Origin of the sequence: Labrys okinawensis (assembly GCF_047345005.1) — a bacterium.
Taxonomy (GTDB): Bacteria; Pseudomonadota; Alphaproteobacteria; order Rhizobiales; family Labraceae; genus Labrys; species Labrys okinawensis.
Genome location: NZ_CP178864.1, coordinates 2,064,758 through 2,090,730, shown reverse-complemented (window position 1 = coordinate 2,090,730; position 25,973 = coordinate 2,064,758). Strand labels below are relative to the sequence as shown.

Sequence of the window (25,973 nt, the reverse complement as noted above, 5' to 3'; positions counted from 1 at the left end):
TCAAACGATGGCGTCATCGCGTGGATAGGGTGTCAACCATTCGAAACCATCGTCGGTAACGACAATGGAATCGCCGACCCGTCCGCCCCCTGTTCGAGGCAAAGTTATGCCCCCGTCGACGGCGAAGGTCATGCCGGGCTCGATCCGGGTGCCCTCGCCGCGTTTGAGCTCGGGGGCCTCCAGCAGGGAGAGGCCGACGGCACGGCCGGTGCGGTAGCCGGGTTGAAAGCCCTCCCGCGCATAGGCGTGCTCGGCAGCTTCATTGACCGCCTCACAGGTGACGCCGGGACGGATTGCAGCAAGGGCGGCCTCCTGAGCCGCCACAGCGGCCCGCTGAACACGCAACTGTTCGTCGGTGGCCTCCCCGACAAAGAATTGACGATCGAAGCCGAGCTTATAATTGCGAAACCGGACCATGCCGCAAAAACACAGATAGACAGGATCGCCGCGCTCCAGCCGGCGTGTCGAAGCACGCCTGTGCACCATACAGGTGTCGCGGCCGGACTGCAGGATCTGCAGGTCGTGAATGAGTGGGGAGACGAAGCGATCGGACGACGCAGCCAGGAATTCGGCGGCCTTGCGCGTTCCTGCGGCCATTGCCGTCAAGGCGATCTCATATTCAGGAACGCCTTCGCCGATTGCACCGCGGGCACCGTCCATCATCGCGATCGCGACCTGACCAGCCTGGCGCATGATGGTGATTTCTTCGGGTGACTTGATCCGACGCAATGCTGCAACAACCGGGCCGATATCCTGGATCTGGCCTTCGCAAACCAGGCTCCCCAACTCGTGAGAAACAACATTGGGAATAAACTTCGCGTCGACACCGACGCGAGAGGATCGCCAGCCCTCGATCAGGTCCCTGAGAGGCCGACGCCATTCTTCGCCGCCATCGCTCCAGGGCCTGATGTCGCCGATCCAGGTCATCGAGGCACACATCTCTACTTCCATGAGAGGGGTGATCAACGTGGGTGGGAACCCGATGGCCACGATCAAGATCGTCGGCCGCCCGAACTCCATGCCCAGATAGTTCCAGTAGCCCGCGAAATACGCGATCGCGTCTGGATGGGTCAGGATTGCGACATCGACGTCGACTGCGGCCAGAGCGTGCCGAAGATCTGAGGTGCGTTGAGCATATGGACTTGTCATGATTGAACCTGTATGCAGCTTGAGTGCTATGTCCATTAATGATTAGGAAAAGGTGATGTCAAGTGTCGAATATGACGGTATACCGGGTGACAACGTCGCATTGCTGCATACAGCTATACCTCCATGGCCGCGAAGGATCGACTTCGATAAGGGGCGTCACCACCGGGCAAAGATCGGCTTTGTGCTTCTGGCCATGGAGCAGACGATCGAAGAGGACATGTTTCGCCTGTGTCCACCCGGCGTGGGCGTCCACTTCACTCGTGCGCCCATGGCCAATCGGATCAGTGTGGCGACGCTCTCCGCCATGGCGGCCGGCATCGGAGACGCCGCTGGTCTCCTGCTCCCCGATGAGGATCTTGATGTCGCCTGCTATGCCTGCACATCAGGCAGCGTGGTGATCGGCGAAGAACGGGTGTTTTCGGAACTAAAGCGCGGCAAACCCAAAGCCAGGCCGACTTGCTTGATCTCATCGGTCATGAAGGCTTTGAATACGCTTGGAACGCGCCGCATCGCAGTCGCCACGCCCTATTTGGCGGAGGTCAATGTCATCGAGCAGCGTTACATGGCCGCCAGGGGATTTGAGATCGTCAACATCCAGGGGCTCGATATCGAGAACGATGCCGACATGGTCCGAGTGTCTCCTCAGACGATCCTCGACTTTGCTCAGTTCGTCGATCGACCGGAAGCCGATGCCATGTTCATCAGCTGTGGCGCCTTGCGCTCCATCGACATCATCACCGATCTGGAGGTAAGACTTGGCAAGCCGGTCGTCACCAGCAACCAGGCGATGATGTGGGACTGCCTGCGGCTCGCCGACATCACTGATCGTCGGACGGATTGCGGAAGATTGTTTCAAGATTATTAGAGCGCGCGATGGAGCCTGAAAATAGAGGGGCAGCCCAGGTCACTTCCCCTTCCCCCAGGGGTCAGGCTCCAGACATCTACGACGCCCTTCGCGAGCGTATTTGCCTGCTGCGTTACCCGCCGGGCATGCGCCTGAGTGAGCATGAACTGGCTGGCGAATTTGCCGTGAGTCGCACCCCCGTGCGCCAGGCGTTGCAGAGGCTGGAGTATGATGGGCTTGCCACGACCCGCAATGGCGTGGGCACGATCGTGACCGGCGTCGACGGTCTCGCCTTCGAGGAGATATACGAATTTCGGCTACGGCTCAGCGAATTGCTCGGCGACTTCCCCGCCCTTGACGAGGTGTTATCGGCGCGCAACGCTGTCATGGCCTTGCAGGAGAAGCTCGAGCCCCTGAAGATAAGCAGGGAACTGGAGGGCTTCTGGGGTTTGAATCACGAGCTTCATTTCGCCACCAACCGTCTGATCGCCAACAAGGCTCTTCGCGAAACCCACGAGCGCTACTATTTTCAGGCCTCGCGGATTTGGTACAGCGTCATCCGGCGCTTCCTCGGCGAACAGATCGAGGATTTCTCCAACGAACTGGCCGAGACCGCTCACGCCCTTGCGGTCGGCGATGTGAAGGCGGTCGGCTATATTCAGCGCAACCACATCGCCTTCGGGTTACAGCGTGTCAGGCAAGCGCGTGAAGACTGGTTTTCGTCAATCTAACCGCACTTACATATTACAGTTGATAAACTTCGGCACCCCACTTGCCGATGCTTGTCGACATGGACACGTACAAGCATCTTGGCGAGAATTTCGGGCGTATCAGAAAGCGCCTGGGATTGACGCAGGAGCAGGTGTCGGATCTGACGGGACTCAGTCAACAATATCTCAGCACCCTTGAGCGGGGTCAGCAGAATGCCACGCTGAAGTCGCTTCTCGCGATCGGCGCGGGTCTCGAAATTGACTATCTGGAGCTCCTGCTTCCGCCCGACATGGAACTGCGCAAAAAGCGCTAGGCTAAGCACACCGGGGCCGCGACATGCCGCTTTGAACATCACCGATCACCGAGATTGATTGCCAACGGGGGTTGTCTTGTTCGCCCCCGAACGGACGTGATCGCAGTCGTAGTGCTACTCTTCGCCGCCTGCGCTCCACCACAACGGCGGAACTCCGGCAATCCGAAGGTTCAACGATGTGCGACGGATCCAAGTGGAGCTAATATCCGTTCGAACGTGGCTCATGGCCATTTCGCTTGAAGCGTGTCTGAGGCGAGGGAATGTCCGCACAGACAAGTCCATTGACGTCGAGGGAATGGATGGCCCCCCGCGAAGAAAGAATACATTCGCCAATATAGCTTGCTTGTTGGAGGCCCTCACGAGTTGATGGGTTACAGGTGCCTCAAAACTTATCGAGGGGTGTCGTATCAATAGCTTGGGCTCTTGTCTGAAGCGATGTTAGCGGGCTGGTTCGCACATGCATGGTCAACGGCCAGCGTCAGCTTTCGAGCAGTATCGTCCACAGGCGAGTCCAATCGATCTGCGCCAACTTCGATATGTCATTGCGGCAGCCGAGCATCGAAGCTTCCGTCGGGCGGGGGCTTACTTGAATATTCACCCGTCAGCAATCAGCAAGCGCATTCATGACCTCGAAACCCGTCTGGGTGCGATACTTTTCGTTCGCGGCCCAAGCGGCGTGGAGGTTACTCCGGAAGGCCGAGAGTTTCTCAATCGTGCCCAGCCCGCACTGGAGGCCCTGCAGGCGGCGACCGATACGATCGTGAAAGGAGAATCGCGAGCGTTGCGCATTGGGGTCTCCTGCGCCATAAGCCCGCGCTTCCTTTATGCCTTGCTGGATCTCCTCAAGACCCGATACCCGATGATCCGGGAGAAGCTGTTCGATGGCGAAAGCGCAGATCATCTGGCCTCGATACGAAGCCGCCGGCTCGATGTCGCCATTGTCCCCGGCCAGAACGCCTCGCCGTCCATCCGCCTGACACGGGTTTGGAGCGAAAGCCTGTCCATGATTCTGCCTACGGGGCATCCGTTGGAAGCATGCCAGGCGGTGGACTTCCCTACTCTCTCGCGGTGGCATGTTCTGATTGGCCAGAACGAACCGACAGAAGAAATCATCAACGCGATTTCGCTTGGTGCCAAAAATGCCGTTTGTCATCCGTCCCTCGAGCGCAGCACCTTGGGGCGCGTTGCCTTATTGAGCCAGGTGGCGCTCGGGCGCTGCCTTGGTCTGTGTGGTGAGGCAACGACGGCAATTTCATTTCCAGGAGTTATCTTTCGCCCAATTGCAAATCTTCCCTACCCTGTTGTCTTCAGTGCGCTCTCACAACCAGACAACAACAGGCTCGCCTTGCGCCGCTTCCTTGAAATCGCACGGACACTTGAACCGGCTCGCCGCTAGCAACTGTGTCTAGGTAGCTGGGTTTAAGCGCCATGGAGTCGCCGTTTTGAGGATTGCGTTTGCGATTGTGACCAGCTTGCGTGCAATTGCGATGATGACGAGCTTATGGGGCTTTCCACGTTCCTTGAGACGTTTGGCGAGTAGCCTCAGCACCGCATTGTGGCACGCGGCAGCGAGCGCAGCCTGGAATAGAACATGTCGCAGCGCCCGCCGTCCTCCGACAATCATCCTCCGGCCCCGCATTGTTCCACTGTCGTGCGGCACCGGCGCGAGGCCGATCATGGCTGCGGCCGCGCCTACGGTCATCCGACCGAGTTCCGGCATTTCGGCGATCAACATGGCTGCCGAGACTGAGCCAATTCCCGGAATGGATCGCAGCAGTCGCGCCTTCGCAGCCAGGCATTCTTCTTGAGCAATGGCATTTTCGATCCGGCGCTCGAGAGCCCCGATCTGGTCATCCAGCATGGTCTCGAGAGCGTTGTCCATGTCCCCGACATCTGCCACCACACCCTGTTTCTCGCGTGCGCAGATCTGCGCCATAAGTCGCTTGCGCATATCGACGATCTGAGCTCGCCGGGTCGTCAAAGCCCTGAGAACGCGCAAGTTTCCACTCGGCAATGCCCGTCCGGCTTCCGGTCGGAACAGCATAAACCCGGCGATGAGTTCCGCGTCGATCCGATCTGTCTTCGCGCGTGTGCCACGGGAAAGGGCGAAGGCCTTGATCTGGGCCGGAGGCAACTGCACTGCTCTGACCCCCGCCGCGACGAGGGTGACCCAGAGTGCCCATTCCTGTCCGCCGGTAGCTTCAAAACCGACCTGGGCGACGCCCGGCACGCGCTGGATCAGTGCGAGCACCTGTGCGTGACCTTCTGAGGTGTTGGGTAGGCGGAAACGGTGCCCAGCGGGACAGCAGAACCCGTCAAGCCAGTCACGGGCCACATCTATCCCCATTACCGTCGTTGCTGCTATCATGTCACTCTCTCTTCCTTATGCTTCGCGGTCCCGCAAACGGGCCGCCGTCAACTGTTCGAGACGGTGAAGAGAGGCGGGTTCAAACAGCTAGCATCGCCACCCAGGTAATGGTCCAGCTCCGCTTTCAGCGCCCGCTCGGCCAGGGCCTTCTTCAGCTGGTCGATCAGGTCGTTCTGATCGAAGGCCGTCTTGGCGTCCGCCCCGCCGAGCAATTGGTCGAGGATCGCGTCAGGGATAACAGGCTCTCTGCGTCGGGCCATAAGGGATCTCCATCCTTCCCAATATGCTCGCCCCGCGCACGAAATTCCTGACAGTCCCGAGCCGCGACAAAGAACAGAACAAACCCGATAAAGATCAGTACGCGCATAGAGACGTCTCACTTCCAACGAAATTGTGCTCGGTCGCTATCTCGCTCTGACCAGAAAACTGAATTTCCTCCGTACCTGCGCGCATGACCTGACCGTCGCGCAATTCCAGAACCTCCCTCGCGAGGCGGGCGACAATCTGAGGCTGATGCGACACAAGGATCATCGCCATGTCTCCGCTACCCAGCTGCGCTTCAAGGATGTCGGCGATGGCGCGCCCATTCGCGGGATCGAGTGACGCCGTAACCTCATCGAGCAGCAGGAGCGCCGGGCGGCTGGCGAGCGCAAGCGCGATACCGAGCCGCTGGCATTCTCCGCCGGACAATTCGCCGCGACATTTGCGGCGATAGTCGGCGGGCTAAAAGACCTGCGCCAGCGCGGCAACAATGGCTGCAGAGGAGTGATCGCGCCCTGCCTGGCGCAGCCGTCTGGAAATGAAATACTCGGCGTTCAGAGCCGGGTTGAGATACTGCCGCACCGATTGCGGAACATATTCGATTCGCCGCTTTTGTTTGACCGTCCGCGCGGAATGACACAGTGGCATCCGCTCACCGTCATGCTCGATGAGATCGCTGGCTTCACCAGGTCTATTCGTACTGAACTGAGTGAGAAATTCGCGCCTTGGAGGAGATTAACCGGCGCGCATTGTCGAGTATACAGGCTCTTCAGACGTCGGGTGATGGACAGCCCGACAGGTGCGAGTGAAGCGGCCTTCGAGGCCTTTCCTTACATCGCTAATTTAGTGCTGCGACCATCGTCCCACATCTCTCCCTACGGATCCTTCGATCCGGCGTCTACAAGTCGGCGTTTGCCGCCTTCAAGATGCGCCTTCAGCGCCATTCTGGCCCCCGTGCCGTCGCCCCTTTCAAACGCATCGAGGATGAGACCGTGCTCGGCCATGACTTCGGCGAAGCGTTCCGGTGTGGACCCGATTGTCCGATAAAGACGTGACTGGGTGAGGATCACGTTCAGGCTCCTATGCGTCTCCACCATCACAGGGTTCCCCGAGCTCATGACGATCAGCTGGTGAAACTCTGCATCGGCGCTGATGAAGTCCTTGTATTCTTCGTATTTCTGGCCGAGCAGATTGACTGCCTGCATCCTTTCGAAGCTTTGCCGAAGCGCCTGAAGGATCTCTGGGGCGCGCCTCTGTGCCCCCCTCTCGGCACAATACCCCTCGGTGACGATACGATACTCCAGCAGACTTTCGTAATAGGCCGGCGTTGGCTGTTCGGCGACGACATAGCCGCAGTAAAGCTTTTGAACCAGCAGTCGCTCGGCCTCGAGCCGTACGAGCGCCTCGCGTAGCGGTGAACTGCTAACCCCGAGCTTCTTACCCAGAGTGGAGATGTTTAACTGCTCGCCGGGCTGTAGCGCATTGTCGAGGATCATCCCTTTGATGAGATCGAAGGTATGCTCAGTCAATGTCTTGCGCTGCACTGGCAAGCTCTGGATATCACTTCGTTCCATTTGCGGTTCCGATCGCAAGTGCCTGATGCAGCGGCTGCATTTTCCTAAACGCTTTCTTCCGATCGGCCGCCGATCACAGCCTTGACCTCAAGGAACTCCTCCAATCCCCACTTTCCATATTCACGGCCAATGCCCGACCGCTTGTATCCTCCGAAGGGCGCCGCATCGTCCCAGGCCGGCATATTGATCTCAATCCGCCCGGCTTCAAGCTGCAAAGCGACACGGCGCGCATGGTCCGTGTTGCCGGATTGTACAAAGCCGGCCAGACCGTATTCGCTTGCGTTGGCGATCGCTATGGCCTCTTCCTCGTTAGCATAAGGAATGATCACCAACACCGGGCCAAAGATTTCTTCCTGCGCGATCTGCATACCGGGCGACACCTCGGTGAAGACGGTGGGCCGGACGAAATAGCCACGCGGAAGATGTGCCGGCCGATCGGCACCGCCACAGGCGAGGATTGCGCCCTCGGCAATCCCGTTACGGATCAGACGGGTCACCTTTTCGAACTGCGCGGCATTTGCTACCGGACCGAGATCAGTCGCTGCGTCGGCTGGATCGCCGAGGACGAGCGCATCGGCTACCTCGGCGGCAATCCGCGCAGCCTCGGCGCATTGATCGTGTGGCACCAGAAGCCGGGTGGGGGCGGCACACGACTGGCCGGAATTGCCCATCACTTTCGTCACATTGGCGGTGACCGCGGCGGCCAGATCTGCGTCGGGTAAGACGATATTGGCCGATTTGCCCCCGAGTTCCAGCGCGACCCGCTTCACCGTGGTTGCCGCCGATTGGGCCACCGCGATGCCAGCGCGGGTGGACCCGGTGAAATGCACGAGGTCGATGCCAGGATGGGCGGAGATGGCCCGACCAACGGTCGCTCCGTCGCCTTGAACTAGGTTATAGACGCCTGGAGGGACGCCCGCCGCCTCCAGGATCTCGGCCCAGACGATGGCCGAAAGCGGCGCTAGTTCGGAGGGCTTGTGGACCATTGTGCAACCGGCGGCCAGCGCTGGAATCACCTTGCAGGCGATCTGGTTGCTCGGCCAATTCCAGGGCGTTATCAGGCCGGCAACGCCCACCGGCTCGCGCACGATCTCGGTTCCGCCCTGCATCATGCTGAACGGATAGTTCTCCAGCACCCTGATCATGCGGGAGATATGGGCAAGTCCAGTGCCGACCTGCGGTCCGAGGGCGAAGTTTTTCGGCGCGCCCATCTCTCGCGTCATGGCCTCAGCAAGATCGGGCTTGCGTTTGATGTAGATGGCCTCGACAGCCCGAAGTAGGCCGATGCGGTCGGCAACGCTTGAGCGCGCGAAGCCTTTCAGTGCCTGCCGGGCCACGCGGACAGCGCTGTCGACATCCTCAGCGGTGCCAAGCAGGATCCTCGCACAGGGCTCCTCGGTCGCCGGGTTGATCACGTCGAATGGCCGCCCATCCTTTGGCGCGTGCCACGCGCCGGCAATGAAATGTTTCTGGCTCTTCACTTGCCTCATCCTTCCGTAACAGTTTCGCCCCGGCTGGTCTCGCCCAGCGCCAGCGCTCAGAGCTCCGGATTGCGGATGAACTCCGCTCCCCGCTCGGCGATCATCACCGTGGGTGCCTGGGTATTGCCGCTGACCAGCGTCGGCATGATCGAGGCGTCGATCACCCGCAGCCGTTCAACGCCCCTGACCCGGAACCGATCGTCGACCACGGCCATCTCGTCCCGGCCCATCTTGCAGGTGCCGACCGGGTGATAGATCGTCTCGGCATTAGCTCGCAGCCAGGCATCAATCTCGGCATCGGTCGAGATGCTGCGGCCAGGCGAAAGCTCCTCGGCGCGCAGCCTATCGAAGGCCCGCTGATCGATGATCTCCCTGCACATCCGAAAGCCGGCGCGCATCACGTCGATATCGATCTGGCGCTCGAAATAGTTCGGCTGTATTTCCGGATACTGCCGCGGATCGACCGATTTGATGCGGATATAGCCCCGGCTCTCGGGGCGCGAGAGGTTGAAATATGGCATGAAGCCATGCTCCTTGATCGTCCGGCGGCCGTTGTCTTCGTACATCATGTTGGTCATGTGGATCTGGAGGTCAGGATCGGCGAGATCCTTGCGGCTGCGCAGGAAGGCGATCGCCTCGACGCCGTGATAGGCGGCAGGGCCACTCCTAGTGAGCAGATACTGGACGAAATAGCGGGCCACGTTGTGCCATTCGGTGCCGCGCATGAAGGAGATCGGCTGAGTGATCTTCTGCTTCAGCCCGGCGACCAGATGGTCCTGCAGATTCTCGCCCACGCCCGGCAGGTCGGCCACCAGCTTCACGCCCAGGGCGCGAAGGTGATCTGGCGGTCCAATGCCCGAGAGCTGCAGAAGCTGGGGCGAATTCACCGCGCCGGCAGACAGGATCACCTCGTGCGCGGCATGGAACCGCCGCCGCTCGCCGTTCTGCAGAACCTCGACGCCAGTAGCGCGGCCACCCTCGATGAGCACTTTCGTCGCCAACGTGCGGGTGACGACCGACAGATTGCCGCGGGCCATCGCTGGATGCAGCAGCGCCCGGGCGGTGTTGACCCGCCGCGCGTCGGAGATGTTGCAGTCGAGCGGCCCGACACCTTCCTGGTCGCCGGCGTTGAAATCGTCGTTGTAAGGAAAGCCCGCCTGTTGGCAGGCTTCGACGAAGGCCTTCTGCAGCGGATGCTTGACGCCGAAGCGGGTGACTTTGAACGGCCCATCGGCGTTGTGGTAGTCATTGCTGCCGCGGAACCAACCCTCAGTCTTCTTGAAGAACGGCAGGCAATCGCGGTAGGACCAGCCACGGTTGCCATACTGTGCCCAAGTGTCATAATCACTTTCGACGCCACGGATGTAGACCATACCGTTGATGGCGCCTGACCCGCCGATGATTTTGCCGCGCGGCCAGTAGATGACCCGGTTGTTCAGATGCTTCTGCGGCTCGGTCGAATAGTTCCAGTTGTAGAACCCGGTCTTCAACGACAACCAAAACCCCGCCGGGATGGTCACGAGCATCGTGTTGTCGCGACCGCCCGCCTCGAGCAGCGCGACGCGGCGACCGGCATCTTCGGACAGGCGCGCAGCCAGCAGGCAGCCGGCAGCGCCCCCGCCCACAATAACATAGTCGAATTCAGCATGATTCAGCATGGGTCGCTACGTTGCTCGCTGCCTTCCAATTGCAATATAATGCATTATGCATAATCTTGCAATTGGAAGCTGCTCTTAGGGGCGTGTCGCGTATTGCTGGATGGAAAGGGTCGAGATGAAGATCACCGCGGTTGAGGGTTACCATCTAGTGGCGCCGCTGCGAGGGGCGGCGGGGAATGCCAATGGTTTCATGACCCGGCGCGAGGCCCTCCTGCTGCGCCTCGTGACCGAAGACGGACAAGTTGGCTGGGGTGAGGCCGGGCCTGCGCCCGCCGGTGCCAGTGCCTGGCTGGAGCAGGTGGCGGCCTCGACGCTGATCGGGCGAGATCCGGCCGAGATCGGGCCGATCTGGCACGATCTGATGCGACAGCGCGGCTATGACCGCGGGGGAGTGGCGATGATGGCGATCTCGGCCGTCGACATCGCGCTGCACGACTTGGTCGCTAAAGCGCGCGGCCTCTCGGTCGCCGAGATGCTTGGCGGCTCGATGCGGAGCCATCATTTCGCCTACGCCAGTGGCCCCTATCTGGCACAAGGCTTGGATACCTATGCTGGTTTCGGGGAGGAAATTAGGGGTTTCATCGAGGCCGGTTTCCGGGCCGTCAAGCCGCGGGTTGGCGGGACGAACGCGGCGACGATCCGGTTCCTGCACGATCTGCGGCGCGATCTTGGCGCGGAGGTGTCGCTGATGATCGACCTGAATGGCGGCTATTCGGTGGCTGATGCCGAGCACTTGCTGGCTGCGCTGGCCGAAACCGGGCTGATCTGGGCCGAAGAACCGGTTTCCCTCGAGGATCTCGACGGCAATGCCCGCGTAGCGAGGGGCGTGGTCACACCGATCGCGACCGGCGAAAGCCTCGCGACCCTGCAGGGCTTCCGAAGTCTTCTCGAACGCGCCGAGGTTTCGATCGTCCAGCCCGATCTAACGGTCTGCGGCGGCTATACCGGCCTCCGTCAAGTCGCGGCGCTGGCCTCCGCCTGGGGCGTTGCCGTCGTGCCCCATGTATGGGGCAGCGTGGTCGGTTTCCGCGCGGCCTTACAGATGATCGCCACCCTGCCCCCGACCCCGAACCGGCGGGCGCCAGACTACCCCTGGATTGAGGTGGATTGCGGCGAGAATCCCCTGATGGCAATCTGCGGCCCGGTCCGCCCCGATGCCAAGGGCCGAGTCGCCGCGCCGGAGGGTGGCGGGATCGGCTTCGACCTCGGGCCCGAGCGGCTCGCGCCCTGGCTGCACCGCGGCTGGGCGGTGCGCTGAGGCAGGCAGGCCGGTCAATCGCTGCGCCTGGTGAGGACGGTCACGAAGATGATGATCGCCCCGGTCAGCAGCGCCCGTAGCCCGGCATTGGTGCCGGTGGTGCTTAGCATAGCGAGCAGGAAGAACATGAAGAGCGAAGCGCCGATGACTCCGGCGACGCTGGCCCGACCGCCGGTCACCAGGGTGCCGCCGATGACGGCGACGGCGACCGTCTGCAATAGATACTCCCCTCCCTGGTCTAGCGCATTGCCGCCCGCGAAGGTGGCGATGAGCACCCCTGTAAGCCCGGCGAGGAAGGCCGAGATGCCATAGGTGGCCATCCGGATCCCCTGCACATTGACCCCCGACAGCCGCGCGGCGCGCTCGTTCTGGCCAACCGCGCTTAGGCCGCGGCCATAGGTCGTCCGGGCGAGCAGGACGGCGATCAGGATGCCGGTGCCGACCGCGAAGAGCCCGAGCAGCGGAAAGCCACCCGGCAGCTTGGCGTTCACCGTGGCGGCGAGCAGGTCGGGCGGGGGTACCTTTGACGCGCGCCCGACGGCGGTAGCGACGGACATGCCGATCAGCCCCGAGGCCAGCGTCGCAATGATCGGCGGAATGCGTAGCAGGCAGATCAGTGCATGGTTGACCAGCCCCGTCGCGATGCTCGCGCCGAGCGCCAGCCCGAGCCCGAGTGCAATCCGGCCGTCCTGCCCGCCCATCTCCACCATGGCAATGGTTCCCGACATGACGATGACCGAGGGGATCGACAGGTCGATCTGCCCGGGGCCCGAGGTAATCACCAGCATCTGCCCGAAGGAGACCAGCGAGGTGAAGGTGGCGAAGGCAAAGGCGGCGCGGATTAGGTCCAGCGCACCCCGCCCCTCGACCGAGGCGATACACAGGAGCCAGGCCGCCACGGCCGCGACAAAGGACCATTGCCAAGGTTTCGAAAGGGCCGGCCTGAAGCGTTTCACGAGGTCACCACGGATCCGGAGAGTTTCTGTATCAGATGCTGCAGGCCGAGCACCAGGATCAGGATGCAGCCTTGGGCGGCGACCTGCCAGTCGGTCGAGATGTTTATGAAGATCAGGAGCGATCCGACGATCGACATGATAATGGCCCCGAGCACCGCCCCCGCCGGCACCACCCGGCCGCCCGAGAAATCTGCGCCGCCCAGCACCGCCGCGGCGACCGACAGCAGCGTGTACTGATCCGCAATGGTCGCATTGGCCGCAACCGTATCGCCGATCAGTGCGAGCCCGGCCAGGATGCCGCAACAGCCGGCGGCGGCATAGACTCCCGCTTTCATCCGCGCCAGCGACCAGCCCGACCGTTCAAGCGCCAGCGGATTCGCCCCTGCCGCGCGGACCATCGTCCCCCAGGCCGAGCGGGTGATGATCAGATAGCCGAGGGCGGCTACGATGGTCGCCGCCCAGATCACATTCGGCACCAGCGGCGTCTGCCAGCCGGCAAGCGTGGTCAGCCAGTCCGGAGCCTGCCCCCCCGGCACCGGCAGGATCAGCAGCGCAAGACCGGTCCAGACGAAGGAGAGCCCGAGCGTGATGATAATCGAGGGCACCCGATGGACCTGGATCAGCGCCCCCACGAAGGCGTACGCGACGACCAGACCGACCAACGCGGCCAGCCCCAGGAACGGACTCTTGGGCAAGAGAGTGGCCCCGATGCAGGCGACCAGGGAGACGAACTGGCCGATGGAGAGATCAAGATCTCCGATCGCCAGGATGAAGACCTGCGCCAAAGTCGCTAGCACGATCGGCAGGCAGAGCCCGAGCAGGAGGTTGATCCCAAAATACGACAGTGTGCGCGGCTGGCTCCAGCCGACATAGGCCATCAGCAGGGCCAGAGCGATCACCGGCAGCAGGGCGTGCAGCGGACCGACAATCTGCGAAAGGCTCTGCCGCTGTCCGACTTGCCGCTGACCCTCTTGGCCTCTTACACTACTGTCCATCGCACGGGCCTATTGTGCAAAGGAAAGCGCCACGACGCGCTCTTCAGTGATCGTCGCGGCGAGGACTTCGCCGGAAATGAGGTGGTTGCGCATGACATAGACCCGATCGCATTCAAGGAGTTCGTCGAATTCGGTCGTGTACCAGACGAAGGCCCTACCCTTCGTCGCCTCTTCCTGGATCAGCCGGTAGACGTCTCGCTTGGTCGAGATATCCACGCCACGCATCGGGTCATCCATCAGGATTAAGTCGGCCCCCGAGGCGAGCGCGCGGGCGAAGAGTGTTTTCTGCTGGCCCCCGCCCGACAGCGACATCACCGGATCGTTGACGCTGCCGCATTTGACCTGGAGCAGGTCGCACCAATGTCGCGCCAGATCGCGCTCCGCGCAAAGGTCGAGCCCGAGCGTCGTCTGCAGCCGGCCAAGGCTGCAAAGCGAGATGTTCTGCAGGATCGACCAGCGGGTGAACAGCCCGTCGTTGCGGCGGTCGCCCGCCACCAGCGCGGCCCGCGGCTTCTGCCCATAGCGGGCGCGGCCCGAGCCGTATTGCGTTAGAACCGACTTAATCAACTCGCTCTGCCCGTGCCCGGCGAGGCCGGCGAGGCCGACGATCTCGCCAGCATGGACTCGGAACGGGGCGCCGGCGGCGTCGTGGGTTTCGGCCCGGACTGCGGCGGCCTGCAGCTTCTGAGGCTGGTATCGGCGGTCGACCTGCGCGGCGGCCACGTGGCCCATCGTGCTGACGAGGCGGTCGAAGGAGTAGTCCGAGGTGCAGCCGTCGGCAACCTTGCGCCCGTCGCGCATCACCACGATCCGGTCTGTCGCCCTGAACACCTCGTCCATCTTATGGGTGACGAGGATCACGGAGCCGCCGCCGGCTGCGAAGCGCTCCAGATGGGCGAAGAGCCGTTGGCTCGCATTGCGGTCGAGCGCCGAGGTCGGCTCGTCGAGGATGACGAGCGTCGGCTCCTCCTCGACCACGGCAAAGGCGCGAGCGATCTCGACCTGCTGGCGCTTGCCGATGGGCAGGCTGCCCACCGAAGCGTCGGGGTCGATCCCATGCTCCTGGAACACCCGGTCGAGCGATTGCGCGATTGCGGCCCGCGCCGGGCGCCGCCAAGCTGCCCCGCGCAGGCAGGGGAACATGATCCGCATGTTCTCTGCCACCGAGAGGTTGGGGCAGAGGCTCAGCTCCTGATGGACGCAACGGATCGCGGTTCTGCGGCCGGCGGCGGGCGGCAGCCCGGCAGCAGTGATCGAGCCGGCAGTCGGCCGCAAATTGCCCGCGATCAGGTGCAGCAGGGTCGACTTTCCGGCGCCGTTGTGGCCCAGCAGGCCGATCCGCTCACCCTTCCCGACGCTGAGCGAGACATCGGTGACGGCCGCGATCGGCCCGAAGGACTTGGACACATCGTTCAGCGCAACAATATACACGGACTGAAGCCTTTCCTACCATCCCGCTGACGCCGGAATTGCTTTACCAGCCAGGCCACTCGCTACCGATCGCACCGCATTAAGGGTCATCTTTGTCCGTCAGCGCAGTTATTTCACCGATTGATCAGATCGATCACGTCTTTCTGCGTGTACCTTTTGCTGACCACCTCGCCGGGTTTCAGGCTGGCCAGCGAAGTGTCGAGATCCGAGGGTTGGACGGTGACCAACTCGTCGGGCAGACGCATCGGCACCTTCACGCCGTCCAAAAGCTGTTGCGCGACCCAAAAGGCCAAGGTCGAGGACGCCGGGTTGCTGGCGGTGGACTGCGTCTCGTAGCCGTTGGCGTCGCGCTGTTCCTTCCACCACTTCAGCTCCTCATACCGGTTGCCCAAATAGATGAGCGGCACCGGCCGACCGGCATCCGCAAAGGCTTGGGCAGTGCCGAATCCGTCACCGCCCTCTGTCAACACGCCGGCGATCCTCGGCAGGGTCGGCAGAATCGCGGCGATTTCCTTGCGCGCCACCGTTTGCGTCCATTGGCCGTAGATCGTGCCGACGACCTTCAGGTCGGAGCCCTGCAGCCCATCGAAATGGCCGTCGCTGATCTGCTGCTCGGCAGGGATGCCGGCGATACCGCGTACTTGGAGCAGGTTGCTGCCAGCCGGGAGATGGGCCTTCATATATTCGCCCTCCATCAGCCCGAGCCTGTGGTAGTCGACCTCGATTTTATAGGCGCAGGGCGCCGAGACGAGTCCGTCGAAGGTCACCACGAAGATGCCAGCGTCGCAGGCCTCTTTAACCGACCCGTTTAGCGCATCCCCCGAGGCGGCGGTGATGACGATCGCGTTGTAGCCCTGGAGGATCAGACTGCGGACTTGGGCCGCCTGTTCAGTGACCGAATTCTGGGATGTCACGAAGACCTTGGCGCCGCCGATGATATGGTCGGTCGAAGCCTTCTGCGCCACATCCTCGAACGCTTTGATCATCTGCTGCCTGAACGTGTTGCCGGCGTAGTTGACTGAGAATGCAATTCGTTTTGTTGCGGTATCGGCACCGGCCGGCGATGCCCAAACCGCGGATAACACACTGAACGCGACGATCGTCGGCGTGACGGCAAATTTCATTGCTTTTCCTCCCTGACTACATCCCGGCCCTACCCACTTGTGATTTTGTGCATAATGCATTATGCACAAATGTCAAGCCAGTTTGATCTGCTGGACGGCAGGGCCTGGCCATTTGAAGGGGAGGAGGAAGCGTGGGCTGCAATCAGATCAGCGAAGGCCTCGCTGCACGTCTGCAAGGGGGCGTCCTATCCTTTCCAATCACCGACTATACCGCCAACGGTCATGTCGACCTCGACGGCTATGCCCAGCGCCTCGCCTGGCTGAGCGGGTTCGATCCTGCCGCCATCTTCCCGTGCGCGGGCGCGGGCGAGTTCTTCTCGCTGGACGGGCAGGAACTCGACGCCCTGCTGCGGACAGCGATCGAGAGCCGCCCGACAGGGATCCCCGTCGTCGCTTCGGTCGGCTACAATCTCACACTGGCAATCGAAATGGCCCGACGGGCGGAGGCGGGCGGCGCCGACGGCCTTCTGGTGATGCCCCCCTATCTCACCCGCGCCACGCAGGAGGGCCTGTTCCACTTCGTGCGCGCCGTCTGCGACAGCGTCGGGCTTCCAGTGCTGGTCTACAACCGCGGCACCTGCGACCTGGCGCCGGATACCGTCAAGCGACTGGCCGAGGCCTGTCGCAACCTAGTTGGGATCAAGGACGGCCATGGCAACATTGAAGTGTTGGTCGCGCTCCGGTCCACCCTGGGAGACCGCCTGCTGTTCGTTAATGGGATGCCGACGGCCGAAATGTTCGCCTATGCCTATGCCGGCCTTGGCATCCCGACCTATTCTTCGGGCGTGTTCAATTTCGTGCCGGGTATCGCGACGGCCTTCCGCCGCGCGCTTTCCGAGGGAGACCGTGCTGTTTCGGATCGGATCCTGCGGGACTTCTTCCTGCCCTATACCGCGATCCGCGGCAACACGCCTGGCTATGCGGTCACCATCTTGCGCGCCGGGGCTAGGATCGTCGGACGTGGGGCCGGCCCGACCCGCCCACCGCTGGCCGATATTACCCCTGCCGAATACGCGGCGCTGGAAGCGCTAACAGAATCGACTGCCGGTCTAGCGGCGTGACGTGGCGGACCGTATTTTCTAACGGCGGAAAGGCTGATGAGATGATGAGAACGATAGCCATCGCCGGCGTCGGCGAGATGGGTGTGGCATTGGCGCGCCGGATGATCGCCCAAGGCCAGCATGTTGTGACCTTCCCCCCGCGGAGCGCCGCCTCGGTGGAGCGCGCCCGGCAGGCCGGGATCGAGATCGTTGCGGAAGACGAGATTGGCGGCGCTGATTTCTTTTTCTCGGTCGTCCCGTCCGAAGCCGCGGCCCCACTCGCTGAGCGCGTCGCTTCAATCTGCCGATCCCACGCCCGCAAGCCAGTCTACTGCGAATGGAATGCGATCTCGCCCGGAAAACTCCAGTGCATCGCAGATCGCCTCGCCGCCGCCGGCATGACCCTGATCGACGGCGGTATCATCGGCCTTGCTAACTGGTCCGTCGATACTCCAGGCCCGACGCTTTATGCCTCCGGCCCGGCTGCCGGCCTTCTCGCCGAGGTGGGAGACCTCGGACTGCAGATAACCGTGATGGATGCGGGTCTCGGGGCTGCATCGGCACTGAAGCTAAGCTACGCCGCGATCACAAAAGGGCTGATCGCGATTGCCACTATGGCGGCTATTGCCGCGCAACGGAAGCAATGCGACGAAAGCCTGACCGCGGAATTGGCCCGGTCCCAGTCTGGGCTGCTCGACTCCTTCTCCAAATCCGTGCCGAACATGCTGCCGAAGGCGCAGCGCTGGACATCGGAAATGGCCGAGATATCCGATTATCTCGGTGCGGACTCTCAAGCAGGAATGATCTACGCGGCCATCGCGAAGGTGTTCGGCCAGATCGCAACAAGCGTCGATACTCGAGATTTCCTCGCTTGCGCCTATCGCGTCCGTCCCGAAGGGCAATGTTGCGCCAATGCGCTTCGAGGATGATCTCTCTCTTTCCGCTCCCGTGCTTCAGGCAATAGCTTCGACTTCGGCCCGTCTGGAGGCCGAGAAGCGCTTCACAATTGCGAAGCGGACGTCGATTCGGCAGTCTGGCGGTCGGGATTTCTTGCACGATCCGCTCGCCCAAGCTCTCCAGGGGGTTTGCGCGGGCAACTGACCTTCAATGCCCCAAAATTGCGATAGAGTTGAAGACGGGCACGGTGGTAGGGCCATGTGGCACCGCCTTCGTTTCACGTCCCGTTCATCAAATAGGACATGCGGATTTCTCACATCTGACCTTCCGACTGGCCTAGGTGCATGTCCTTCGGACGTCGCAATTGGACCTTCTGGCGCATGGACTTGCCGACGGCATCGAGAAATGCCCGGCTGGAATTCTCCATCAGGTGCCAACGGTCGGCGACCTGCTCAGCATCCGGCAAGGCCTTGGCGATGGCCTCACCATAGCCGCCGCCGCGATCGCGAGCGACGATGGATATGGACTGATGCTGGGCGAGCCATGCCCGAGACGTATCCAATGCTCGATCCGGCAGCAGGGTGACAGGTCTGTGCCGCTCCAGGTCGCAAACGATTGTTCCGTAGGTCTGTCCGCGCCTGAAGGCAAAATCGTCAATGCCTATGTCAGTGAGCTCATCGTTCTGATCAGCAATACGCCGACGAACCACCCGCAACAGCGTGTCATTGCTCACCGGCATCATGAGGCGATTGGCAAAGGCCGCCGCGGGTCTACCACCGAGCGCCAAACCAAGGTGGTGGACGATCGTCTCCAGCCGCTGGGTGCGCCGACCATAACGGGCCAACACGCCGTCCTCGAATTGTTCGCAGAAGATGCGCCGCCCGCACAGAACGGCGTCACACCAGAACCGACGCGCCACGATCGTCAACTCAACTCGCCGACCGCCGAGGGGCAGATCCGCAGGTCGACGCACGTATCGGCTTTGAACGCGCCGGCTTTGTCGGCCACAGGCAGGGCAAATCCCGGTGGGCAAGCGTGGTCGCAACTGGATTTGAACGCTCTCCCCGACGAACTTCACTGAATCCATTACAAAGCCGTCCGGCGCGAGGCCCGCGCGCTGAAATCGATGGCGCATAAGCTGATCCTCCGGTGAATCAGCACAAGCGTCGCCAGCAACAGCAGCAAATCTGAGTCAGAGCCACTTCTCAGTGGAAATCAACACTCGTGCTACACAAACGATCTCGGCCAGGCGCGCAGGCGGACGCTGGAGCATTCCGTCACGGACCTCTTCCCGGGCGGCGACGTCACCAAGGCTTCGTTCTGGTCAGGACTGCGGCCGATGACTCCGGACGGCACGCCGGCCATCGGCCCGACGAAGATTGCTGGACTTTTCCTCAACACAGGTCACGGCACGCTAGGCTGGACGATGAGTTGCGGGTCGGCACGTGTTATCAGCGATCTTGTCGGCGGAAAGAAGCCGGAAATCGACGCAACCGATCTGGCGATCGCAAGATACTTTGGAGCGGAAACCCACGAGTCCGCGTTCCAACCGCCGCCGGCTTAGTAGGCTTTGAGATCACCGCTAGATCAGTGGAAGCACGGTCGTCTGAACGCTAGTGAAGCCGCCCTTTTTACAGGGTGGCTTTTGATCCAGCTCGTCCGGCTACCGAACGTTTGCCGTGCCCAACACCTGGTCTAGGCCGCGTTCAAGGTTGCCTACCGTGCGGTCGATGTCGGCCAGCTTGTCGAGACCGAAGAGTCCGAGACGGAAGGTCTGGAAGTCACTGGGCTCGTCGCACATGAGTGGCACACCTGCCGCTGTTTGCAGACCGACAGCGACAAATTTGGCGCCGGACTTGATGCCGGGATCATCAGTGTAACAGACGACGACGCTGGGTGCCGCGAAGCCGTAAGCCGCAACGCTGGCGAAACCGCGTTGTGCAAGAAGCTTGCGCACCTGAGCGCCGAGCTCGATCTGCGCTGTCCTCACCTTGTCGAAGCCCCTCGCCTCGGTCTCAATCATGGCGTCGCGGAAGCCGCGCAGCGCATCCGTCGGCATGGTCGCATGATAAGCATGGCCACCCTTCTCGTAGGCTTCCATGATCTCGAGCCACTTCTTCAGATCGCAGCCGAAGGAGGAGCTGGCGCTGTCCTTCACCTGCCCCTTGGCGGCTTCGCTCAACATGACGATGCCGCTGCAGGGCGATGCGCTCCAACCCTTTTGCGGCGCCGAGATTAGCACGTCGACGCCGATCGCCTTCATGTCGACCCAGACGGCACCGGAGGCGATGCAGTCGAGCACAAAAAGACCCCCAACCTTGTGCACCGCGTCGGCGATTGTCTTCATGTACTCGTCAGGCAACATTATGCCGGAGGCGGTCTCAACATGCGGCGCGAACACGAGATCTGGCCGTTCAGCTTCGATGGCGGCCACGGCCTCTTGGACCGGAACAGGTCTGAACGGCTGCTGGCGCGCGCCCGGTTCCGAGCCAGTCTGACTTGCCTTCAAGACGATGCTCCCCGCGGGGATGGAGCCCGCTTCGAATATCTGTGTCCAGCGATAGGAGAACCAGCCGTTGCGGATAACCAGCACCTTCTTGCCGTGGGCAAGCTGGCGCGCCACCGCCTCCATGGCATAAGTGCCACCTCCGGGAACCAACGCCACGCCCTCGCCGGCTCCCTCCGCATTATAAACGCGCCGCAACGTCTTGGAGATGTCTCGCATGACGCCCTGGAAGACCTGGGACATGTGGTTGAGCGCGCGGTCGGTGAAGACGACAGAATATTCAAGGAGGCCGTCGGGGTCCACGTTCGGCAGCAAGGCAGTCATCGTCTCTTCCCTCTGAGTTCAACGGTGCACCACGTTGGTGCCGTCAGTCTAGCGTTGGCGATGTATACAATGTTCCGACCCTGTCCGCCCAGCCCCTGGACACTTCATTTTTCATTTTGTCGCAGGGAGAACCTTTTTCACAGGCCGATAACGAACGCTGGTCGTCGTCATTCCGCAAAGGCGTGCTCCAGCAGCCAATCGGCCACGAAAGCGGACTCCTCCAGCTGCAACCAGTGTCCAGCCTTCTCGACCACGAACCAGGGCACACTCTGATGCGCTTCCCGAAAAAGTTTGACCCGTCGCGGAAGATCTGCCCCGGCAAATGCGTCCGAACCGCCCCATGTCGCAGATGCGATCCGCGCCATTGGTAATAGAGCTTCGAAGCGTCGCGAATAGGAGACTTGCCGGCTGTCGAACTGGGCAGCTTCCACCGCCCGGGCGTAGGCCATCACAACGGTTGGTGTCGCATAGTCCCCGCAAGCAACCATGCCCGCCACCAAGTTTCTCCTATGTGCGGACAATCGACCCTCTGGCGTCTTGGCACTCTTCCAGGGCACAAAGCGGTTTTGATCGATTGCCGATGATCCGAAACCCGCCGGGGACACGACGTGCAGCCTGAATGGCCAGTTGAGCGCGTCCAGCGCCATAGCGGCGACAACCGCGCCGAAGGAAAAGCCAACAATTTCTGTATGTTTCGATCCTGCCGCGCCGAGCAATAATCCAAGGCCATCTGATACCTGATCAATTCTGGCGATCCGCGATGTCGTCGACTCGCCAAACCCGGGGAGGTCCACAGCGATCACCCTATGTCTCGGTGCTAACTGCTCGACGATTGGGAACCAGTGAAGCCAACTACCGGATCCGCCGTGGACCAGGATTGCAGTAGTTTCTCTGGATGCGCCCCATTCCCAGTAGACGATGTCGCCGGGGACCGACGGCATTCGATACTGACGCGCGGTCGCTTCCGCGTTCGTCAGCAGACCGGCATAGTAGTGCTCTAAGGACTCTAAAACACGCTCCTCCTGAAGTGGTCTTCCGTCCTTCAAATCTCGGCTCCTGAAGGCAGCTCCAAACAGATCAAACCACCATTGGAATGAGCTGGTCGACCGACTTCTTGGCGTCGCCATAAAACATCCGCGTGTTCTCCTTGAAGAATAGCGGGTTCTCGATGCCCGAGTAACCCGTGCCCTGGCCGCGTTTTGAGACGAACACGTTCTTGGCCTTCCAGACCTCCAGGACCGGCATGCCAGCGATTGGGCTCGCTGGATCCTCCTGCGCGGCTGGATTGACGATGTCGTTGGAGCCAATGACGATGACTACGTCGGTGTTCGGGAAATCCTCGTTGATCTCATCCATCTCCAACACGATGTCGTAGGGCACCTTTGCCTCCGCGAGCAACACGTTCATATGTCCAGGTAGGCGGCCGGCAACCGGGTGGATCGCGAAACGCACCTCCTTGCCGGCGCCGCGGAGTTTGCGTGTCAGTTCACTGACAGATTGCTGTGCCTGGCTGACTGCCATGCCGTAGCCCGGCACGATGATGACGCTCTCGGCGTCGTTGAGCGCGGCGGCAACACCGTCGGCATCGATCGCCACCTGCTCGCCCTCTATCTGCGCAATTGACTGCTGAGCAGCGCCGAACCCTCCCAGGATGACCGAGACGAAGGAGCGGTTCATAGCCTTGCACATGATGTAGGACAGGATCGCACCCGATGAACCGACCAGCGCGCCGGTGACGATCAAGAGATCGTTGCCAAGCGTGAAGCCGATGGCCGCCGCGGCCCAGCCCGAATAGGAATTCAACATCGACACCACCACCGGCATGTCGGCGCCGCCGATCCCCATGATGAGATGCCAGCCGATGAAACCGGCGAACAGCGCTATCGCGATCAGAGACCAAATTCCCGCGCCCATGCAGTAGGCGATCCCAAGCGCAAGGCAGATCAACGCCGCGCCCGCGTTCAACACATGGCCACCGGGAAACTTCCTCGCCTTGCCATCGATCTTGCCAGCGAGCTTGCCGAAGGCGACGATCGAACCCGTGAAGGTGACCGCGCCGATAAAGACGCCGAGGAAGACCTCGACCTTCAGCATCGCGATCTCCGCCGGCGTCTTGTGCGCAAGCACGGCGGCGAAGCCCGTGAAAGCTTCGTTCCCGCCCGCGCTACGGACGGCCAAAATGTCCATGAGAGCAATCTCGGCGTTGAGGCCGATGAAAACCGCGGCCAGACCGACAAAGGAATGCAGTGCAGCGACGAGCTGCGGCATCTCAGTCATCTGAACCCGGTTGGCTACATACCAGCCCGCCAGCGCTCCGAAGGCGATCATCACGATCGTCACCAGCCAATTTCCAGAGCCCGCGCCGAACAACGTCGCCGCGACAGCCAGGGCCATGCCAATGATGCCGTACCACACGGCGCGTTTGGCGCTTTCCTGCCCGGACAGGCCGCCTAGAGACAGAATGAACAGAATGGCCGCGACGACGTAGACCGCAGAAGTGAGTCCGATTTCCATGCCGATCCCCTTACGACTTCTGGAACATTGCAAGCATTCGCCGCGTGACGAGGAAGCCGCCAACGATGTTGATGGAAGCAATCAGCACCGAGATCGCGGAAAGCACGATTACCCAGCTGGAACCCAGCCCGATCTGCAGCAGCGCGCCCAGAATGATGATGCCTGAGACCGCATTGGTCACCGCCATCAGCGGCGTATGCAGGGAGTGGCTAACGTTCCAGATCACCTGAAAGCCGACGAAGCAAGCCAGCACAAACACGATAAAGTGGGCGAGGAAGCTCGGCGGCGCGTAGACCCCGACGAGCACCATCAGTCCGGCGCCGAGGACGAGCAGCGTAAATTGCGAGCGCGATTGCGCCCGGAATTCGGCGCGCTCCCTCACGCGCCTCTCCTGCGCAGTCACTTCTTTCGGCCTTTCCCTCGGCTTCTGCGCCGCGATCGCGGCGACCTTCGGTGGCGGCGGCGGGAAGGTGATCTCGCCTTCATGCGTGACGGTCGCGCCGCGGATCACGTCGTCTTCCATGTTGTGCTTGATAGCGCCGTCCTTGGCTGGCGTGAGATCGGCGACGAAGTGCCGGACGTTGTTGGCATAGAGCTCAGAGGCCTGGGCTCCCATGCGGCTTGGGAAATCCGTGTAGCCGACGACGGTGACGCCGTTGTTGGTGACGATCTTCTGATCCGGGACCGTCAGGTCGCAATTGCCGCCGCGCTCCGCGGCGAGATCGACGACGACCGAGCCAGCCTTCATTGCCGCCACCATGTCGGCGGTCCAAAGTTTCGGTGCGTCGCGCCCAGGGATCAGCGCCGTGGTGACCACCACGTCCACCTCCGGGGCTTGAGCCCGGAACAATTCAAGCTGTTTGGCGCGAAACTCCGGCGACGAGGGCGCCGCGTAGCCACCCGTGGAGGCACCGTCCTGTTGGTCCGAAAAGTCGAGGAACAGAAATTCCCCGCCCATCGATTCGATCTGCTCGGCGACCTCAGGGCGTACGTCGAAGGCGCGCACGATGGCGCCGAGACCACGGGCCGCGCCGATCGCGGCAAGTCCAGCAACGCCAGCGCCGATGACCAGGACCTTGGCCGGCTGCACCTTACCCGCGGCCGTCACCTGGCCGGTAAAGAACCGGCCAAAATTGTTCGCCGCCTCGATGACGGCCCTGTAGCCAGCAATATTGGCCATGGAGGAGAGCGCATCCATCTTCTGGGCACGGCTGATACGCGGCACCATGTCCATGGCGATGACGGTCACGCCGCGCTTCTGCGCCTGCTTCAGAAGCGCCTCGCTTTGGCTCGGGTAGAAGAAGGAAATCAAGGTTTGGCCCTCCTTCATCTGTCCGAGCTCGATTTCGGTCGGCTGGCGCACTTTGGCCAGCACGTCCGCTACGTCTACCAGGGCGCCCGCCGACGTCGCCACCGTCGCGCCAGCTTTCTCGTAATCGGCGTCGCTGAAGCCCGAAGCGACGCCCGCTCCAGCCTCGATGAAGATCTTGTGTCCGAGCTTTGCCATGTGGGCCGCCGAAGATGGCGTTACTGCTACCCTGGTCTCGCCCGCATATCTTTCCTTAAGCGCGCCGATCTTCATGAAATCCCCCTTCTGCCACTTCAGTGGATGAGCGCCAACGGTCCGTCGCTCTCAACCTTGACGTTGTCGACCAAGCGCACGCCAGCCAGCCAAGCCGCCGCGATCAAGCGCGCCGGCCTCTCGAGGCCCGAGGCCGGTGCGAGATCGTCCTCCGCTCTTAGTTCCAGGTATTCGATTGAATCATAACCACACCCGACGATGGCTGATCGCGCCCAGGTCAGCGTGTATGGCACCGGCTCACCAGCAAGCAGGCGCTTTGCGGCGTCTTTCAAAACCTGATGGAATACCGGCGCGATGCGCCGCGCTCGAAGGTCAAGACGGGTGTTACGCGACGAAAGCGCCAGACCGTCGGACTCTCGAATGGTCGGGCATCCCACTATCGTGACCCGAATATCCAGGTCGCGCACGAGTTGCGTGACGACCTTGAGCTGCTGGAAATCCTTCTCTCCGAAACAAGCGATGTCGGCGCCGGTTTGAAGAAGCAGTTTTGTGACGACAGTCGCGACACCATCGAAATGACCGGGCCTGAACGCTCCGCACAATCCTGCGCTGACGCTCGAAACGGAAACGGATGTCGCGAAGCCCGCCGGATAGATTTCGGCCGCTGACGATGCGTAAAGAACGTGCGCTCCTGTCGGGAGCAGTTTCGCGACATCGTCATCCTCGGTCCGCGGGTAAGCTGCCAGGTCGGTCTGGCTGTCGAATTGCGTGGGGTTGACGAACAGTGTGACGATCACGCGGTCGGCGCTTTCGAATGCCGCGCGAACCAAGCTCAAGTGGCCTTCGTGCAGCGCGCCCATTGTCGGCACCAGCGCGACGCGAAGATTGGCTCGGCGCCAACCGCTGACGGTGTCGCGTAGCTTCGAAACCGTGCGAACGATCGCAAAGGGCATCAAACAAGCTCCTGAACGTTGGAACGGCGCAGTGTGACGAAGGCAACTAGTCCGGTTGCAATGAGCCGGTCGTCGCCTCGACCAGTATCGCGCC

At 61.8% G+C, this 25,973-nt stretch carries 23 protein-coding genes and 3 pseudogenes; 8 read left to right on the top strand and 18 right to left on the bottom strand.

Annotated features, from left to right (window positions below):
- The gene (locus ACMDCR_RS09910; protein WP_413992365.1) at positions 1–1,149 is read right to left on the bottom strand and encodes a M24 family metallopeptidase; all 1,149 of its coding nucleotides are present in this window, start codon (positions 1,147–1,149) and stop codon (positions 1–3) included.
- A gap of 55 nt (positions 1,150–1,204) precedes the next feature.
- On the opposite strand from ACMDCR_RS09910, the gene ACMDCR_RS09905 reads away from it, so the two are divergent.
- The 4 genes from ACMDCR_RS09905 (at position 1,205) to ACMDCR_RS09890 (ending at position 4,413) form a co-directional block, all read left to right on the top strand.
- On the top strand, positions 1,205–2,014 hold the full coding sequence (locus tag ACMDCR_RS09905) for an arylmalonate decarboxylase (RefSeq protein WP_413992364.1): 810 nt from the start codon (positions 1,205–1,207) through the stop codon (positions 2,012–2,014).
- An 8-nt stretch (positions 2,015–2,022) separates the two neighbouring features.
- Positions 2,023–2,724, top strand: coding sequence for a GntR family transcriptional regulator (locus ACMDCR_RS09900; protein ID WP_413992363.1), 702 nt, complete (start codon positions 2,023–2,025; stop codon positions 2,722–2,724).
- A gap of 47 nt (positions 2,725–2,771) precedes the next feature.
- Complete coding sequence (locus tag ACMDCR_RS09895; RefSeq protein WP_413993578.1) at positions 2,772–3,017, top strand: helix-turn-helix domain-containing protein; 246 nt, start codon at positions 2,772–2,774, stop codon at positions 3,015–3,017.
- A 457-nt stretch (positions 3,018–3,474) separates the two neighbouring features.
- Positions 3,475–4,413, top strand: a complete 939-nt coding sequence (locus ACMDCR_RS09890) for a LysR family transcriptional regulator (protein ID WP_413992362.1) — start codon at positions 3,475–3,477, stop codon at positions 4,411–4,413.
- 9 nt (positions 4,414–4,422) lie between these two features.
- Here the strand turns inward: ACMDCR_RS09890 and ACMDCR_RS09885 are convergent, their stop codons facing one another.
- The 7 genes and pseudogenes from ACMDCR_RS09885 to ACMDCR_RS09855 form a co-directional block, all read right to left on the bottom strand.
- Positions 4,423–5,385 (bottom strand): IS110 family transposase, encoded by a 963-nt coding sequence (locus tag ACMDCR_RS09885; protein WP_413992361.1) that lies wholly within the window; start codon positions 5,383–5,385, stop codon positions 4,423–4,425.
- Positions 5,386–5,471: 86 nt separating this feature from the next.
- A pseudogene (locus ACMDCR_RS09880) lies at positions 5,472–5,645 on the bottom strand (IS256 family transposase); the annotation flags it as partial.
- Positions 5,646–5,739: 94 nt separating this feature from the next.
- Positions 5,740–6,075 (bottom strand): AAA family ATPase, encoded by a 336-nt coding sequence (locus ACMDCR_RS09875; RefSeq protein ID WP_413992360.1) that lies wholly within the window; start codon positions 6,073–6,075, stop codon positions 5,740–5,742.
- Positions 6,076–6,108: 33 nt separating this feature from the next.
- Complete coding sequence (locus ACMDCR_RS09870) at positions 6,109–6,294, bottom strand: hypothetical protein (protein ID WP_413992359.1); 186 nt, start codon at positions 6,292–6,294, stop codon at positions 6,109–6,111.
- Between the two features lie 227 nt (positions 6,295–6,521).
- Positions 6,522–7,220: a GntR family transcriptional regulator gene (locus ACMDCR_RS09865; RefSeq protein ID WP_413992358.1), complete on the bottom strand. Its 699-nt coding sequence runs from the start codon at positions 7,218–7,220 to the stop codon at positions 6,522–6,524.
- A 44-nt stretch (positions 7,221–7,264) separates the two neighbouring features.
- On the bottom strand, positions 7,265–8,710 hold the full coding sequence (locus ACMDCR_RS09860) for an aldehyde dehydrogenase family protein (RefSeq protein ID WP_413992357.1): 1,446 nt from the start codon (positions 8,708–8,710) through the stop codon (positions 7,265–7,267).
- A 47-nt stretch (positions 8,711–8,757) separates the two neighbouring features.
- The gene (locus ACMDCR_RS09855) at positions 8,758–10,359 is read right to left on the bottom strand and encodes a GMC family oxidoreductase (protein ID WP_413992356.1); all 1,602 of its coding nucleotides are present in this window, start codon (positions 10,357–10,359) and stop codon (positions 8,758–8,760) included.
- 115 nt (positions 10,360–10,474) lie between these two features.
- On the opposite strand from ACMDCR_RS09855, the gene ACMDCR_RS09850 reads away from it, so the two are divergent.
- Entirely contained in the window at positions 10,475–11,617 is a 1,143-nt protein-coding gene (locus tag ACMDCR_RS09850; RefSeq protein WP_413992355.1) for a mandelate racemase/muconate lactonizing enzyme family protein, read from the top strand.
- Positions 11,618–11,631: 14 nt separating this feature from the next.
- Here the strand turns inward: ACMDCR_RS09850 and ACMDCR_RS09845 are convergent, their stop codons facing one another.
- The 4 genes from ACMDCR_RS09845 to ACMDCR_RS09830 form a co-directional block, all read right to left on the bottom strand.
- Positions 11,632–12,573: an ABC transporter permease gene (locus tag ACMDCR_RS09845; protein WP_413992354.1), complete on the bottom strand. Its 942-nt coding sequence runs from the start codon at positions 12,571–12,573 to the stop codon at positions 11,632–11,634.
- Positions 12,570–13,568 (bottom strand): ABC transporter permease, encoded by a 999-nt coding sequence (locus ACMDCR_RS09840; protein ID WP_413992353.1) that lies wholly within the window; start codon positions 13,566–13,568, stop codon positions 12,570–12,572. Before ACMDCR_RS09840 ends, ACMDCR_RS09845 begins: the two co-directional genes overlap by 4 nt.
- Before the next feature lie 9 nt (positions 13,569–13,577).
- Entirely contained in the window at positions 13,578–14,999 is a 1,422-nt protein-coding gene (locus ACMDCR_RS09835) for a sugar ABC transporter ATP-binding protein (protein ID WP_413992352.1), read from the bottom strand.
- Positions 15,000–15,112: 113 nt separating this feature from the next.
- On the bottom strand, positions 15,113–16,123 hold the full coding sequence (locus tag ACMDCR_RS09830; RefSeq protein ID WP_413992351.1) for a substrate-binding domain-containing protein: 1,011 nt from the start codon (positions 16,121–16,123) through the stop codon (positions 15,113–15,115).
- Between the two features lie 131 nt (positions 16,124–16,254).
- Here ACMDCR_RS09830 and ACMDCR_RS09825 point away from each other — a divergent pair, with 131 nt between their 5' ends.
- Entirely contained in the window at positions 16,255–17,184 is a 930-nt protein-coding gene (locus ACMDCR_RS09825) for a 5-dehydro-4-deoxyglucarate dehydratase (RefSeq protein WP_413992350.1), read from the top strand.
- Positions 17,181–18,092, top strand: coding sequence for a DUF1932 domain-containing protein (locus tag ACMDCR_RS09820; RefSeq protein ID WP_413992349.1), 912 nt, complete (start codon positions 17,181–17,183; stop codon positions 18,090–18,092). The genes ACMDCR_RS09825 and ACMDCR_RS09820 overlap by 4 nt, the downstream gene beginning before the upstream one ends.
- A 341-nt stretch (positions 18,093–18,433) precedes the next feature.
- On the opposite strand, the pseudogene ACMDCR_RS09815 reads toward ACMDCR_RS09820, so the two are convergent.
- Positions 18,434–19,195 (bottom strand): annotated as a pseudogene (locus ACMDCR_RS09815) (ISL3 family transposase); the annotation flags it as partial.
- An 87-nt stretch (positions 19,196–19,282) separates the two neighbouring features.
- Between ACMDCR_RS09815 and ACMDCR_RS09810 the strand changes: the two are divergent.
- A pseudogene (locus ACMDCR_RS09810) lies at positions 19,283–19,624 on the top strand (FAD-dependent oxidoreductase); the annotation flags it as partial.
- Positions 19,625–19,723: 99 nt separating this feature from the next.
- Here the strand turns inward: ACMDCR_RS09810 and ACMDCR_RS09805 are convergent.
- From ACMDCR_RS09805 to panC, 5 genes are all read right to left on the bottom strand, one after another.
- The gene (locus tag ACMDCR_RS09805; RefSeq protein WP_413992348.1) at positions 19,724–20,890 is read right to left on the bottom strand and encodes an aminotransferase class V-fold PLP-dependent enzyme; all 1,167 of its coding nucleotides are present in this window, start codon (positions 20,888–20,890) and stop codon (positions 19,724–19,726) included.
- A 167-nt stretch (positions 20,891–21,057) separates the two neighbouring features.
- Complete coding sequence (locus ACMDCR_RS09800; protein WP_413992347.1) at positions 21,058–21,936, bottom strand: alpha/beta fold hydrolase; 879 nt, start codon at positions 21,934–21,936, stop codon at positions 21,058–21,060.
- 31 nt (positions 21,937–21,967) lie between these two features.
- A complete protein-coding gene (locus tag ACMDCR_RS09795; RefSeq protein ID WP_413992346.1) occupies positions 21,968–23,404 on the bottom strand; it encodes an NAD(P)(+) transhydrogenase (Re/Si-specific) subunit beta in 1,437 nt (478 codons plus the stop codon).
- A gap of 10 nt (positions 23,405–23,414) precedes the next feature.
- Complete coding sequence (locus tag ACMDCR_RS09790; RefSeq protein WP_413992345.1) at positions 23,415–24,986, bottom strand: Re/Si-specific NAD(P)(+) transhydrogenase subunit alpha; 1,572 nt, start codon at positions 24,984–24,986, stop codon at positions 23,415–23,417.
- Between the two features lie 20 nt (positions 24,987–25,006).
- Complete coding sequence (gene panC / locus ACMDCR_RS09785) at positions 25,007–25,879, bottom strand: pantoate--beta-alanine ligase (RefSeq protein ID WP_413992344.1); 873 nt, start codon at positions 25,877–25,879, stop codon at positions 25,007–25,009.
- Positions 25,880–25,973: the final 94 nt, after the last annotated feature.